Source organism: Paenibacillus litoralis, assembly GCF_046244365.1.
Taxonomy (GTDB): domain Bacteria; phylum Bacillota; class Bacilli; order Paenibacillales; family NBRC-103111; genus Paenibacillus_V.
Genome location: NZ_CP176395.1, coordinates 3000227 through 3014362 on the forward strand (window position 1 = coordinate 3000227; position 14136 = coordinate 3014362).

11 protein-coding genes and 1 tRNA gene are annotated in these 14136 nt (G+C 53.1%); 9 read left to right on the forward strand and 3 right to left on the reverse strand.

Features of this window, described 5'->3' with window-relative positions:
* Positions 1-75: 75 nt before the first annotated feature.
* Both ACKGJP_RS12050 and ACKGJP_RS12055 read left to right on the forward strand, forming a co-directional pair.
* Positions 76-534 (forward strand): phosphotransferase, encoded by a 459-nt coding sequence (locus ACKGJP_RS12050; protein WP_409345883.1) that lies wholly within the window; start codon positions 76-78, stop codon positions 532-534.
* A gap of 233 nt (positions 535-767) precedes the next feature.
* On the forward strand, positions 768-1511 hold the full coding sequence (locus ACKGJP_RS12055) for a PIG-L family deacetylase (protein WP_409345884.1): 744 nt from the start codon (positions 768-770) through the stop codon (positions 1509-1511).
* Positions 1512-2031: 520 nt separating this feature from the next.
* Here ACKGJP_RS12055 and ACKGJP_RS12060 read toward each other — a convergent pair.
* Positions 2032-3963: an alpha/beta hydrolase family protein gene (locus ACKGJP_RS12060; RefSeq protein WP_409345885.1), complete on the reverse strand. Its 1932-nt coding sequence runs from the start codon at positions 3961-3963 to the stop codon at positions 2032-2034.
* 232 nt (positions 3964-4195) lie between these two features.
* Between ACKGJP_RS12060 and ACKGJP_RS12065 the strand changes: the two genes are divergently transcribed.
* Entirely contained in the window at positions 4196-7126 is a 2931-nt protein-coding gene (locus ACKGJP_RS12065; RefSeq protein ID WP_409345886.1) for a TIM-barrel domain-containing protein, read from the forward strand.
* A 323-nt stretch (positions 7127-7449) separates the two neighbouring features.
* Here the strand turns inward: ACKGJP_RS12065 and ACKGJP_RS12070 are convergent, their stop codons facing one another.
* Entirely contained in the window at positions 7450-7623 is a 174-nt protein-coding gene (locus ACKGJP_RS12070) for a hypothetical protein (RefSeq protein ID WP_409345887.1), read from the reverse strand.
* Between ACKGJP_RS12070 and ACKGJP_RS12075 the strand changes: the two genes are divergently transcribed.
* Complete coding sequence (locus ACKGJP_RS12075) at positions 7615-7815, forward strand: hypothetical protein (protein WP_409345888.1); 201 nt, start codon at positions 7615-7617, stop codon at positions 7813-7815. The genes ACKGJP_RS12070 and ACKGJP_RS12075 overlap by 9 nt on opposite strands.
* 191 nt (positions 7816-8006) lie before the next feature.
* Here ACKGJP_RS12075 and ACKGJP_RS12080 read toward each other — a convergent pair whose 3' ends face one another.
* The gene (locus ACKGJP_RS12080; RefSeq protein ID WP_409345889.1) at positions 8007-8909 is read right to left on the reverse strand and encodes a helix-turn-helix domain-containing protein; all 903 of its coding nucleotides are present in this window, start codon (positions 8907-8909) and stop codon (positions 8007-8009) included.
* A gap of 180 nt (positions 8910-9089) precedes the next feature.
* On the opposite strand from ACKGJP_RS12080, the gene ACKGJP_RS12085 reads away from it, so the two are divergent.
* From ACKGJP_RS12085 to ACKGJP_RS12105, 5 genes are all read left to right on the forward strand, one after another.
* Positions 9090-10979: a right-handed parallel beta-helix repeat-containing protein gene (locus tag ACKGJP_RS12085; RefSeq protein ID WP_409345890.1), complete on the forward strand. Its 1890-nt coding sequence runs from the start codon at positions 9090-9092 to the stop codon at positions 10977-10979.
* A 205-nt stretch (positions 10980-11184) separates the two neighbouring features.
* Complete coding sequence (locus tag ACKGJP_RS12090) at positions 11185-11670, forward strand: cyclase family protein (protein ID WP_409345891.1); 486 nt, start codon at positions 11185-11187, stop codon at positions 11668-11670.
* Positions 11671-11895: 225 nt separating this feature from the next.
* A tRNA-Leu gene (locus ACKGJP_RS12095) sits at positions 11896-11981 on the forward strand.
* Positions 11982-12217: 236 nt separating this feature from the next.
* Complete coding sequence (locus ACKGJP_RS12100; protein ID WP_409345892.1) at positions 12218-13174, forward strand: ABC transporter permease; 957 nt, start codon at positions 12218-12220, stop codon at positions 13172-13174.
* A complete protein-coding gene (locus tag ACKGJP_RS12105; protein ID WP_409345893.1) occupies positions 13174-14115 on the forward strand; it encodes a carbohydrate ABC transporter permease in 942 nt (313 codons plus the stop codon). Before ACKGJP_RS12100 ends, ACKGJP_RS12105 begins: the two co-directional genes overlap by 1 nt.
* The last annotated feature ends 21 nt before the right edge of the window (positions 14116-14136 follow it).

A 14136-nucleotide genomic window follows, 5' to 3' on the forward strand; every position in this document is an offset into this window, starting at 1 on the left:
TCTCTGCTTTAGGAGAAGCTGTTAGGGCTCCTTAAAACCTAGGAAGGATTGGACAGGAACCGTGAGTCTTTTGGTATGATCCATTTTGATTACAACGATGGAAATTATATGATAGATTATAATTCCGGGCAAATAACCGTATACGATTTCGATAATTCATGTTTCGGTTGGTATATGTTTGACTTGGCCAGTATCTGGGGAAACGGAGTGGGCTGGATACAATTTGAACCAGACGCCGGTAAACGTAAAAAGTTTATGGAGGATTATTTTGAAACAGTCCTCGCGGGATACAGATCCGAAACCAGGCTCGATCATTCAATGTTGAATATATTGCCCTTGCTTATTCAGGCAAACCTCATGGAGGGTATTATAGATGCATTCGAGGTAATGCGAAACAACGGCGAAGAGCCGGAGTGTGATGAGGAGCTGTCGTATCGCACAAAATGCATGGAAGACGATATCCCGTTTATGGGATTTTTCCATGAGATTTATTCGTCTGAAGAACCCTTTAAGTATGAGAAACGAAATATTTAGTATTTTTGTAGCAGCCTTTGCATTACGCTAACGGGTACGTTAGCGTAGGGCTGCCGCAAGGACAGCTCTTTTTTGATGTTCATTGAAGTAACGGGCAGATTACCGCGGCAACCGCTCCATTATTCGTGAACATTTAGTGGGCTACCTTGAGATCTGATGCGGGTAATTTGATATTTACAATGAAACTTTTTCCGGATATTTACGTCCAATCTTTTAATGTGGAGGTGTTTAATTTGCTAAATAATCTGACATGCGTCTTCGCTCACCCAGATGATGAATTTTTGGCGGCTGGATTGCTTGCACGTGCTAAAAGAATTGGTTACAAGACCCATATTATATGTGGTACAAACGGAGAGAGGGGTAGAATAAAGGGTCAAAACTTTTTGGGTGATAAAACTGAGGATTTAGTTACTATACGAAATAGAGAGTTTAAAAAATCAAGCAAACTATTGGAGGTTGATTCACTGAAATACCTTAATTTGCCTGATAATAAGGCTGCGCAATGGAATTTATACGATGCCGTAGGTGAGTTAGAATCAATTTTGCTAAATATCGGCCCTTCTATTATTGTTACCTTCAATAAAAATGGAGGAAACAACCATCCAGACCATATAGGGATACATAACATTACAGTGAAAGCATTTAAAAAAATAGCATCACAGAATTATAAATTGTATTTCGGGACTCTCTTTCCAAAGCAGTATTCACAAGCGAACAACATTTTACAAGTTCCCCCACAAATCATTGATAAAATTACTATCGATGATAATGAAGTTTCAAAAATAATTGAGTTATCAAATGATGAATATAAATTAAAACTCAATGTTATTGATGTATACAGAAGCCAGTTCCCAGATGAACATGGATTGTATTATAAAATGCCTTTGAAGTTTCTCGAAATGATGGCTAAGTATGAATGTTACGAAGCGTTTGATATAGAAGAAAATCAAGATATCGAAATTGTAAATATGCTTTAGATTGATATTCATGACTATTTTACCCAGGTTGAATCGATTGACTTTTATAAATAAACCAATCAAAACACAAGATATTTGGTGATAACGGAGTATTGTTTTGGATAAAAGAGCTTTCGCCTAAGTCGACATACATTTCATTACGGGTTAGTAGGTAGAAAGAAGATCCATAGCGTGAGCAACTACTATTCCTGCTCGTTTCTTGCCTTTACGTGCTGCTGTACGTCTATAAAGTGCTATTTGATCGAGTGTTTCGGAAACTTCTTGCGCAGCGCGTTGCCGTACAGGCGGTTGAAGTTTTCTTCGGAGTCACCGTTGGACGTGTAAAAGACGATCTCTGCGGGACCTTCTGCCGCTTTTTTGCCGCTTCCCGCGCGGCGTCATCGGTTCCGGCGCTTGGTTGTGGGGCGATTTCACGGCCGCACGCGGCCGTTACCACGGCGAGCGCAAGGGATAAAGCAATTCCGGTCATTTTTTTTGCAAGCATCGTAATTCCCCTTGATTGAATATGATCCTTATTCCGTCATCCGCGCAAATCAGGCAAATCGAAATGCTGCAGCATGCCGGGCAACACATATTCGCCGATGCCGGTGTTGTCGTAATACTCCGAGCGCACCCATGAGGCAACGGATTCCCATTCCTGCGCGATCTCCAGCGTGACGGAATCGCCCTCGAGCAGCGCATGGGCCCATTCCGCGTATACGCCGAAGCGCCCAGTGGCATACAGGCGGACTCTCGTAACGTCTACGCCTTGCAGACTGCGGGCAAACTCGACGGCACGCAGCACGTCGTAGGCGCGCAAGGCGGCCAGACTGTCGCCAAGCCACAGCAAATCCATGTTCAGCTTGTGCAAGGTGCCGAATATGCCGCGAAGCGGCTTGCCGTTGATTGCATTCGGCGCGAGCGCCCCGCTGCCGACGACGTCCAATACGAGGATGACCTCCCCGGCGGCGCAGCGGCCGCTAAGCCAATCTGCGTGCGCTTGCAGCTGTGCCGTGCCATCCTCCCATAGCGCGATCGTCAGCGGACGTTTCGACAGGCCCGGGTTCGCCTCGGCGAACAGGAAGCCATGGCCGAACAAGCTGGACTGCGACCACCAGATACTGCTCTGCACGATCAGCCCCTGCCACGAGCCGATCCGCTGATGACGGGGGTTCAGGTCGCAGACGGGGCGCGGATCGCGTATACGACCGCCAAGCCAGGATATCGCCTTCGCCTGCCGCTCCGCTTCGGGCAATGCTTCGCGGGCCCGCTCTAGTTGGGTCAGCCGGCAGCCGTTCTCGTGGAATACTTTCCGCGCATCCGGATAATCGTCGACAATTTGCCCACTCGTCGTGCACCATACGTCGCTTCCTTCCTCCGTGACGAGTCCGTCGGTATTCACCTCGATCGGCTTGCCAAGCAGATGGAGAGAGAAGAACGAGGCCGCTGCCCGGGCCAGGGGTAGCGTGTACATGTGCGGCGATTCGTCCTCCACGAGCCGGAGCCGGTCGCCGCAACCGTACATGTCCCAGAACCGTCTGCTTCGCTCTACCGTCCTGCGAGTGCCTTCAATCGGGAAGATGTCCCCGGTGACGGCGAGCACCATGACCGGGCGCGGGGCCATGGCCAGCAAAATATCTTCATGGTCGAAACCGCAGGCCGACATGTTTGGCCATATTTGCTCCGCGTCCTGCGCCTGGCCGGCGAATAAATACGATTCCCGATTCATGATGAACGTCCCGGGAGCCGCGGCGGCGATCCGCGGCTCGAAGATCATCGCGAGCGCCGTTTGGGTCCCTCCCCCAGAGCTGCCTGTCATGCCGATTTTGGCGGGATCGACCTCAGGACGGGAGCTCAAATAATCGACGGCCCGCACGATATCGTGGATAAAATAGCGCGCCAGACCGTCTCCGAGCGGCCAGCACTGCACGCCCACATGCTCGTGCTCCGCTACCTGCCGGGCGAACGGCTTGTCGGATCCGTAATCGAGATAGCCGAGCCGCTCGCCCTGTCCCATTGGGTCGATAGCCAGCACGACAAGCCCGGCGCGCACGAGGCATTGGCAGACCTGCTGGTAGCTCGGATACAGCTTGCCTTCCGGACCGTGACCGGAAACGAACAGTACCGCTCCGCCTGGCGATACGCGGTCGTCCGGGATATACAGGTGCGCGGTCACATACATACCGGGCATGGATTGAAAAATAACTTTCTCGATGCGATAGCCGTCTCGTTTCACAATTCCAGTCGTGACCGGGAGCAGCGGTGTGTCCCGGGGAGGAAGGCCGCCGATTCCGGCCAGCAGCATCTCTCGCATATGCAGGCGGCGGGCTTCCAACTGCTCCGTATTCGCCACCGCATCGCGAGCTTGATCGCCGACAGCAAACGCCTTCAAAGAGTGGCCGTACACGTAGTCCCTCAACTGATCTTTTACATCATGAATGCCGATTCGAAATTGCTCCCAGTCCTGCAGCATTGCGTTCGCTCCCTTTTGCTTCCTTCTTTCATGGCACGCCATGGTAATCGATATCTTCCTTCCGTGGTAAGCCAAGTATAGAAGATGCGGTGATGTCTCGTATATGGTATTTCATAACGTCATGATGTGAATCGATAACTGATTTGGCAGCGCTTTTTCGTGTGATCTGATAACATTTTTGGGGCAGAAATGTTATGATGGAAGCAATGGGAAGGGCCAAGGGGGCGTGGAGATGGGTACAGTGACGGATGCCCGGATTTCATTGGGGAGCGGGGGATGGATCGTGGCGGAGGCGATAGCTAACGCCACCTTCCGGATTCGGATGAATGAAACGGGGCATTTCCCGGAATCGCCTTTGATACGGTACCGGATTGTAAACGCTAACATCGAAGCGGCGGATGAAAGCCGCACTGTGGAGTACGGCGACGTCACGGTCGTCCGGGCCGGTAGCGCCACGCTGCGAATCGACGGGAATGATGGGCAGCTGCGTCTGTACGGTCCTGACGGAAAGGAGCGGCTGCACACCTGCTGTTCGCCCTGGTCCGACTCGGCGTCGGGTTTCGGTGCACGCTTCTCGCTGAATGCCGACGAATCCTTGTACGGGCTCGGCAATGTCGTTCCCGAACAGCTGGATCGACGCGGCCTGTGCGTATCGATGTGGGCAGAGCAGGACCTGTGGGCGAGCGCACCCATTCCTTTTTTAATGAGCTCCAGAGGATGGGCCGTCATGGTGAATACGACGTGGCGGCATACGTTCGACATCGGTGCAGCGACCGATGACATTCTGAGCATTGAAGGGCCGTCGGGCGAACTGGATCTGTTTCTTTTCGTCGGAACCGGATACGCCGAGCTGCTCGATGCGTATACGGACGTCTCGGGAAAGCCGCAGCTGCTGCCGATCTGGATGTATGGTCTGAATTTCTGCCCGCGGGTAAAGTCGAGCGCCAGGGATGTGCTCGACGACGCCATCAAATTTCGCCGCTCTGGTACGCCCTGCGACCTGATCGGACTGAGTGCGGATTGGATGGAGACGGTCAACGACTATTCGACCGCCAAGCGCTGGCATCCGGAACGGTTCCCGACTAGCACGAACGATCTTCTCCGTCAAGTCTCGTTTATCGGCATCCTGCAAAAGCAGGGTTTCAAGCTCAGCCTGACTCTGGGCTGCGATTACGATTTGACCCTGCTTGAGGAACGGTTGGCCGAGGGGGATGCGGACGGGGAGCGCAAAGATTCGGAGGAGGTGTGGTATGATCATTTGCGCAAGTTTGTCGATGACGGCATCTCCGGCTTCGTGCTGAGCTTGAAGAACCCGATGTTTAGCCATCCCGTCCGGATATGGGGCAACGGCATGACGAGCGCCGAGCTTCACCATTTGTATCCGGTTCTGCTTGGCAAACAGATGCATGTCGGCTTCCGCCAGCAGACGAACACCCGACCGGTCATTCATATGGAGAAAGGCTATTTGGGCATGCAGCAGTTTGTGGCCAGTACGACGGGTACGTTTTATGACGCCAGGCATGCGATCGCGGCGGTATTGAATTACGGGCTATCCGGTCACGTCAACACGTCGACGAATATGCATCTGATTACCCGCGAAGGCATTCATGCCGATTTTTTGCTCGCATGGTCACGGATCCACAGCCAAGATCATTTCCATCATCCGGATTTTCTGGAGCGGCCACTGCAGGAACTATTCCAGAGGTATGCCCGGCTGCGCTATCGCCTCCTTCCATACTTGTATGCCACTGCGCATGTCGCCGCCCGAACCGGCATGCCTATTACACGTGCCATGCCTCTGCTGTACCCCGATGACCGGAATTGCCGGGAGTTGAGCAGGCAATATATGCTGGGGGATTTCCTGCTCGTTGCCGTGTATACCGATCAAGTATACTTGCCTGAAGGGAACTGGTTCGATTACTGGACAGGGGAGCGTTACAGCGGTTCGCAGTGGATCAGCTATACCGTTCCTACGGGGGCGGGTGGCCCTCTATTCGTTCGCTCCGGGGCGATCGTTCCGATGTGGCCGTCGTTAGACTATATCGGCCAATTGCGGATAGAGACGCTAACACTAGATATTTACCCCGGCTCTCTCAGCGAGTTTATGTTATATGAGGACGACGGAACCACCTTCGACTATTTGGAAGGATGTTTCGCCCGAACGAAAATGTCGTGTAAAGCCAATCGTGAGATGACGACCGTGTACATTACGCGGCGCGAGGGGGATTATTCCAGCATGGTCCGCAACCGCAGCTACGAGCTGATCGTCCATACGGACAGCAAGCCTGCGGCTGTCCGGGTGGACGGTCAGCGTCGTCCGGATAGGACGAGGAGAATCAAGACGGATCCATTCCGCAGCTGGCGATACGACCGATTGGCGGGTACGGTGAGGTTGCATGTGGAAGAGGCCGGGCCGGGGGAGTCGGATGTGTGCGTCGAAATCGTGCATCCGCCGAAGGGCATTACCACCGTCGTAAGCCGCTCCGGGACAGAGGTGGTCGACGGCGACGTCGGAGGAAGGGAAGACGGAACGGATGAAGCGTTCGTCTCCGCCTTGGATACGGGCGAAGTGCACAGGGCGGAGTCGGCCCTAGCGGCATGGTGGAAGGCGAAAATGAAGATCGGATCGTCGGGCGCGGTCTGGCAGCTGTACGTCATGAATGCCTGCCACCTGATCGTACGGCATACAGAGCGGCGCGGATGGACCGTCGAGGACGTATTCGGCGGAGCGGCGGATACGACAACTATGCTATCGCAGCTCCAATCGTCCGAGCAAGGCTATGAACTGTTGCAGCGGCTCGTTGGACGGCTCGTTCGGCTCACCAAGGAGCGCCGCCCCGCGGCAAAGCATCCGGTTGTCCGCGAGCTGATCGCTATCGTCGAGAGCGAGCCTGACAAAGACTTGTCGTTGAATACGATGGCCGAGCGATTCGCCTTGCACCCGTTTCACTTGAGCCGCCTGTTCAAGAAAGAAACAGGAGCCGCCTATTCCGACTACGTCATGGCGATTCGGATGACGCAGGCCAAGAAGCTGCTGAGCGTCGGTCATAAAGTATACGAGACCGCTTCCCGCTGCGGCTTCAAGGATGCCGGAAATTTCTCCAAGGCATTCAGCAAATATTGGGGCGTCCCTCCGGTCGGTTTCAAAGCGAAGCGCGAGTAAGGGACGGCGGCCGTTTTCGTGTTGGGAAGGGCGTCGCGCGCGATCACTCGACGTGGCGCTGCTGTGCGATACGCTGTAGGAACACAGCGCTTTTTTGGGCGAGTAAACGGCACATCACGATTGCCGCACACGGCACGGCCAGACATTGAAGAACAGCCTTTGGAATAATTCCGAAGGCTCGTTTGCATGCTCGAAAGTTCGACCGGCCCCACAACAGCAAATACAACCGGAGGCACAAAAGGTTAACTTCCCGCCTTTTGGCGGCAAAAGGTCGGTCACCAGCCGGTCGTAGTGGGCGACTTGGATGACGCCTTGCGGATCGATCAAAATTCGGCCGGGATGCGGTGGAAGTTGGTGCCATCCTCACAGGTCAAGGCAAATCCTTCGGACGCCGCTTCGGCCACAACCGTTTCCGTATGCGCGTCGCGCGTCGTCTCCTGCACTTTTCCTCGGACACTTCGTTCACCATATACGAACAGGGAGGAACTATGCTTCATTCGTCGTATCCCGTTATGCTGCAAACCAAAACGAATCCGCCCGCTTCATCGGAAAACGAAGTGCTGCGCGCTCATATTCTGGATGAACTCCCACACGTCCGCGACCGCATCCGCATCCGGCTTCTGTCCGCCTGCGCGCCGGCCGGCTTCGGCAAAACGGCGCTACTGCATCAATGGGCTAGCTTCCGTTAAAAACAAAAAAGCCGCGATCTGCGGCTTTTTGTATAGGACGAGCTTTTAATTTATTTTTATAGTAGCCGTGACCTTGATGTCTGTTCCCGTAGCTGCGGTCGGACGATTGCCGGCGGCCGTAATGCTGAGCCGGTCCAATTTCATACCTCCTTTGACTTCAGCTTGAAATACAAAGCGGCGGTCAAAAGGTTTCAAACCAAGGGGGACGCGGTATGCTTGGGCCGGAAGCGGCTCGGCGGCATCCCGGTCCAACGGTGAAATTGCCGCGAGAAATGATGGACCGAGCTGAACCCGAGCCGTCTAGCGATTTCTTCGACCGTCACATCGGTCTGCAAGAGCAGCTCCTTGGCCTGCTTCAGCTTCAGCTCGCTTACGTATTGGCGGGGAGAAATGCCGTACACCTGGGTGAAAATTTTCGTGCACCGGTTGCGGCTCATATGGAGATCCCTGGAAATTTCGCTGATGCATGTATCGGAATAGACGGCTGCGGACAGTTTCTGCTCGATTTTATGGGCAATATTCGTTTGAAACAAAGAAAGGGACCGGACATCCGTTTCCTGCCCGCAGGCGGCCTGCTGCTCGTCCAGGCGTAATTCGGCGATTTCTCGGATCAGCAAAAGGCTGTGTGCCTGAAGCGCAAGTTTGCCGGTAAGCTGGCGGATTTTTTGATGCGCGTCGGCTGCGGATGCTGCCTGCTTCTGATTGTCGCGAACGGCTTGCTCAATTTGGCGATAGCGTTCAGTCAGCCGGGTGCCGTCCGCTTTTTCTTTGGCAATGTGATGGAAGGGGGTGGAATTGAGCATTTTGCGCAAATCCGGATCATCGATGTCGAAATGCATATTGAAAAAAGAAAAGTTTGTCTCGGAATCGTTTTCAAAACGGTGCCGCACGCCCGCCTTCAGAAACAGCCAGTCGCCGGAGCCGAACACCAGCTTCCGGTTGCCGATCCATACGTGGACGCGCCCTTCCCGACAGTACATCAGCTCGCACAAATGATGATGGTGCTCCCGGAACGTCCATCCCGGCGGTTTGACGCCGAATTGAAAGCCCAACATCTGGAACGTATAGATCATCCTTTCCCAAAACATTTCCATGCCGATCACCTCCGCCTAAAGTCCGAAACCATCCGCACATTTGTCCCCAGTATATCACGCCTGCTCCGATGTGGGGCACAAATGGTTAACTTCTCGTTTTGTTTGTCCCTTATATTCCCGGCTCCGGAGAGCTATCATCGGAACTGTAAGCGATTACCAAGCATTGGAGGAGGGAATGGAATGAACGATTTAACGATCAGCAGAAGAAAACTGTTGGCTTCGATTGGAGCAGCTGGAGCGGTATTGGCGGCAAGTGGAATAGTAAACGCGGGTGCGCCGGTTGCTTTTGGGAAATCGGGCGTGACGGAAAGCGTATACGGTAAAGGCAAAGATGACGAGGGTGACGGCAAGTTTCACTGGAAAGACTTGGAGCCGATCGATTTTTGCGTCAAGGTTACGCTTGCAGAGCTTAGGGGCGGCGCCGATTCCCGTCCGGAGGACGCTTACTTTGTGGTTGATGCGGGCCAAGAAGGCATTTTCCTATACGACGAGACAGACGTCTCTAGTTCGGACAATACCGGTACGATAGTTGTGACTACCGGCGGCAAACGGTTCAAACGGGTGCACGACGCCGGAACGGTCAACGTAAAATGGTTCGGGGCGAAGGGCGACGGGGTGACCGATGATACGAAGGCGATCAACGACGCGATCGGCGGCGGGAACGTCACGGCCTACATTCCGCAAGGCGTCTACCTGATCGATGCGGACGCATCGGGCCTCGGGGATTTGTCCGCCGGCATCGAGGCGAAGGATAATACGACGATCGTTATAAGCCCGCAAGCGGTGTTGAAAGCAAAACCGACGTCCGCCGGACGGTATATGGTCATCAACATTTTCGGCAAGCAAAATGTAACCGTCGAGGGCGGCGGGAAAATTATCGGCGAGCGGGACGAGCATACAGGAACGACCGGCGAGCATGGGTACGCCATCGGCATCGGCGGCTCCACGCACGTGCGAATTCGCAACCTGTACCTGGCAAATTGCTGGGGCGACGGGGCGGTCGTTGGGCAGGACCGCGTAAAAACGGGCAGTAGGGATGTCGCTTTCGTCAACGTACGCTGCGACAACAACCGCAGGCAGGGCGTCAGCGTGACGTACTGCGAGGACGTGCTCTTCGACGGCTGCACGTTCGAGAATACGAGAGGTACGCTGCCCCAATGCGGGATGGACATCGAGCCCGACACAGGCGGGATTTGCCGAAATGTGACGATCGTGAACTGCTTGTTCCAAAACAACGCCAATTACGGCTTGAGCCTGAACGGGAGAGTCGGTACGGTCGAAAACATCGTCGTGGAATCGAACCGGTTTGTCGGTACGGGCGCGTTTAACTCGGTCTGGAACGTCAATAACGTTACCTTTAAGAACAACGTCGTTGACGTTCAGTATTCGTTTCAGGGGGCCGTTTACATGGCGATTATTAAAAATCATTTGGTGGAAGGGAATTTGATACGCAACCCGAACGGAGTCGCCATGGAAGTGAAAAAGTCCTCGGGCGTGCAGGTGGTCAACAACCTGTTCACGAATGTGAAATCGGACAGCGTACGCATGGCGACGGTTACCCATTGTCAGGTCTTTGGCAACTGCATCGATGAAAGCGGCGATACCGGCGGGACGGATATATCGCTCGCGACGGCGTCGAGCTTCAACAGCATCCAGGGCAACATCGTCCGCAATCGGCTAAAAAACGCGGGCACCGCCACGGCGGGCGGCGTCGATTCGATCACGCTGGCGGCGACGGCGTCCGCGGTATCGGGCGAATATAACGGGATGCTGCTCTTTGTCGTGGCGGGAACGGGGATCGGACAGAAACGAAAGGTTGCCTCGTATAACAGCACCACGAAAGTCGCTGCCGTGACCACGGCCTGGACGACCGTTCCGGACGCGACCTCGAAGTATGAAGTCCGCTACGGGTCGGACAATGCGATCAAAGTAAACGCGGCCGAAGACAGCTACAATCGGATTCACGGCAACCAACTGATCTTCGGGACGAGGTTGCAAAGCTCGACCGGCATCGTCGATTCGGGCACCGGCACGGTCGTAAACGACAATACGTATTTCGATCCCGTTTAAGCTTTAGATAACGGACTGTCGAGGCTTTGCAAACCTGAATCATTGGAAGGGGTTTGTTGGAGAATGGCTGACGGAGTTGGCATTCTCCAAGTTGGATGGTGTACAGAAACCTTAACTCTATTGATGAAGTGGAAAGCTGTATCATTCAAATAAAAGAAAAGTTTCACATCCCAGATCCATTGGCTGCCGAGTGAGGGTGTTGTAGGTGAAAGTCAAGGTAGCGCACACATACGAGTGTCACACCTGGGAGCTAATTCAGCTTTCGAGGGGTAGCCATACCGGAACACACGTGGACGCGCCTTCGCACATGCACCCCGGTGCCGCGACATTGGATGAGCTGCCATTGGAGCGATTTTTCGGAGCATCGCGCGTAGTACGGATCGAAGACAGGACTTGGTCGGAAGGCCGGGGTCTGTTTTTCGGCGAATCCGTCGGGCTAGAATGCTTTGACCGACTCGCTGCGCTGCGACCACCGTTCGTCGGCGGCGAACTGTCTGAAGAACTGGAGCGGGCGTTGTTGGGTATCGGAATTGTGACGTATACGGGGCTGCAGGGTTTGGATCGTCTTCCCGGCGGAACCGACTTTATGTTTTATGGATTTCCTCTGCGCATCGTCTGTGGCGACGGGTCCCCGGTTCGGGCCGTTGCGGTGGTGAAGGCTGAACCGGCTGGACTTGGAATGGACGCATAAAATGTCCTAGCGGAGAACGATAGTGTGGAGCTGCCGCAAGGACAGCTCCTCTTTGATGTTTCATTGAAGGAAAGAGCAGCATAGTTTAACTTAAACCATCTTCCCACTTTCCTTTTTTTTGGGTTACACTGACTCTTTACAGCTAAAATATTTTTCAATGAAAGAGGAGTTGGGTTCAATGCTCGCCTACAGATCTCGTTGACGCGATAAGCGCTTGGCGAAAATGCGGTCGTGGCGGAATGGCAAATGCGTTAGATTCAGGTTCTAGTGGTGTAACAGCCGCGGAGGTTCGAGTCCTCTCGACCGCACCATACATACAAGTCCGGGAAGTCTTGAAGAGTAGGCTTCTTTTTGTTGTGGCAGGAGAAATAAAGGGGATTTCTGACATTAGCAACCGTATGCTTTAACACAAGCTTTCGGCGATATTCCGGCCATACGGATTTCCCTAAATATTTTCCCTATTATCATAAGATTACGGTATTACAATCAAGCGCTCGCTTTTGCACAATAAACATATGCGTAGTGACGCTGTGGGAGGATGGAGCATATGGAGATTGTTTCTCAAAGCGGTGCCGCGTCAAAACCGAAGCCCGCGAACAAAAAGAAAAGCTTGGCGGAGATTCGAAAAGATTGGGATTTGTATTTGATGGCCATACCGGGGTTGCTGTTTCTGCTCATTTTCAAATATACCCCGATGTACGGACTGATTATCGCGTTTCAGAAGTTCAGCATTTTCAAAGGGATAACGGGCAGCCCTTGGGTCGGGTTCGACAATTTCAACAAGCTGTTCATGAGCGATCAGTTTTTCGCCGTGTTTCGAAATACGCTTGTCATTAGCGTAAATAAGCTTGTTTTCTTGTTCCCTGCGCCCATTATTCTGGCTATTTTACTAAACGAGCTGCGCCAAATGACGTTTAAGCGGGTGGTGCAATCCGTCATCTATCTGCCCCATTTTATTTCATGGGTCATTGTAAGCGGTTTATTCCTGAATTTACTGTCCATCAATGGCGGCATCGTGAATGCGATTATCGTGAAGCTGGGCGGTTCGCCGATTCCGTTCTTTATGGATCCGGGCATTTTCAGGCCGTTGCTTGTGTTTACCGAGGGGTGGAAGGAAGTGGGTTGGGGAACGATCGTGTATTTAGCCGCCATTACTTCAATCGATCCGCAGCTCTATGAAGCCGCGAAGATCGACGGTGCCAGCAAATTCAGACAAATCTGGCATGTCACCCTGCCTGGCATGACGCCGATCATCGTGCTGATGCTGATCCTGCGGCTCGGCCATCTGCTCGAGGCGGGGACGGAGCAAATATTGGTCATGTACAATCCGGTCGTCTACGATGTGGCGGATGTAATCGGAACCTACGTTTACCGGGTCGGGATCGGTACGTCGGACTACAGCTTTTCGACGGCGGTCGGATTTTTCGATTCGGTGGCGGCGTTTATTTTGATCATAAGCGGAAACTTTTTATGCCGAAAATATATGGGGAGGAGCATTTGGTGATGAGCGATACGAGTGCAAACAACAGGGCAAGCGTCGGACGTAAGCGAAGAAGCCCGGGATATATGAGGATGTCGGCCGGCGAGCGTCTATTTTCGGTCTTCAACTACGTCTTTTTTATCGTTTTGGGCGTGACGGCGCTGTTTCCTTTCCTTAACATCATCGCCAAATCGTTAAGCAGCGAGGCTGCCGTTATTTCCGGGCTCGTAACGATTTTCCCGATTGATTTTCAGACAGGCACGTATCGGCTGGTGCTGGCCAACAAGCTGTTTCTGAACTCCTTTAAAATAACGGTTCTGATTACGGTCCTCGGAACGTTCCTGTCTCTCCTGATGACGGTCCTGGCTGCCTATCCTTTATCCAAGCCTTCCTTCAAGGGAAGAAAAACGATCATGATCGTGTACATTTTCACGATGCTGTTCAGCGGCGGCATTATTCCGAACTACTTGCTGGTGCAGAAGCTGGGACTGATCAATACGATCGGGGCGCTTATTCTTCCCGGCCTTATCAGCGTGTTCTATTTGCTCATTATCAAAAGTCATTTCGAAAATATGCCCGAAGGATTGGAAGAATCGGCGAAGCTTGACGGAGCGTCCAATTTCCGGGTACTATTCTCCATCATGCTGCCTTTATCCAAGCCGGTGCTCGCGACGATCGCCTTGTTTTATGCCGTCGGCATGTGGAACAGCTATTTTTCGGCCATGCTTTACATCAGCACGCCGGAGCTTAAGCCGCTGCAGCTGTATTTGAAGGAATTGATTGCGGCGACGGACGACGTCCTCCGGCAGTCGGGAACCGTTGATCTCGGCAGCGACCTGAACAAGACGCCGGAGGCCGTTCGAGCCGCTTCTATTATTACGGCGACGCTGCCGATCTTGTGCGTGTATCCGTTTCTGCAAAAATACTTTGTCAAGGGAGTCATGATCGGCTCCGTTAAAGGGTAGTCGTGCTTTCCATTTGTCGAA

Coding starts and splice junctions, on each gene's coding strand:
- ACKGJP_RS12065 (WP_409345886.1), top strand. CDS start 4,196: ATGGGTACAGTGACGGATGCCCGGATTTCATTGGGGAGCGGGGGATGG.
- ACKGJP_RS12080 (WP_409345889.1), bottom strand. CDS start 8,909: ATGGAAATGTTTTGGGAAAGGATGATCTATACGTTCCAGATGTTGGGC.
- ACKGJP_RS12060 (WP_409345885.1), bottom strand. CDS start 3,963: ATGCTGCAGGACTGGGAGCAATTTCGAATCGGCATTCATGATGTAAAA.
- ACKGJP_RS12050 (WP_409345883.1), top strand. CDS start 76: ATGATCCATTTTGATTACAACGATGGAAATTATATGATAGATTATAAT.
- ACKGJP_RS12075 (WP_409345888.1), top strand. CDS start 7,615: ATGCTTCATTCGTCGTATCCCGTTATGCTGCAAACCAAAACGAATCCG.
- ACKGJP_RS12100 (WP_409345892.1), top strand. CDS start 12,218: ATGGAGATTGTTTCTCAAAGCGGTGCCGCGTCAAAACCGAAGCCCGCG.
- ACKGJP_RS12070 (WP_409345887.1), bottom strand. CDS start 7,623: ATGAAGCATAGTTCCTCCCTGTTCGTATATGGTGAACGAAGTGTCCGA.
- ACKGJP_RS12085 (WP_409345890.1), top strand. CDS start 9,090: ATGAACGATTTAACGATCAGCAGAAGAAAACTGTTGGCTTCGATTGGA.
- ACKGJP_RS12105 (WP_409345893.1), top strand. CDS start 13,174: ATGAGCGATACGAGTGCAAACAACAGGGCAAGCGTCGGACGTAAGCGA.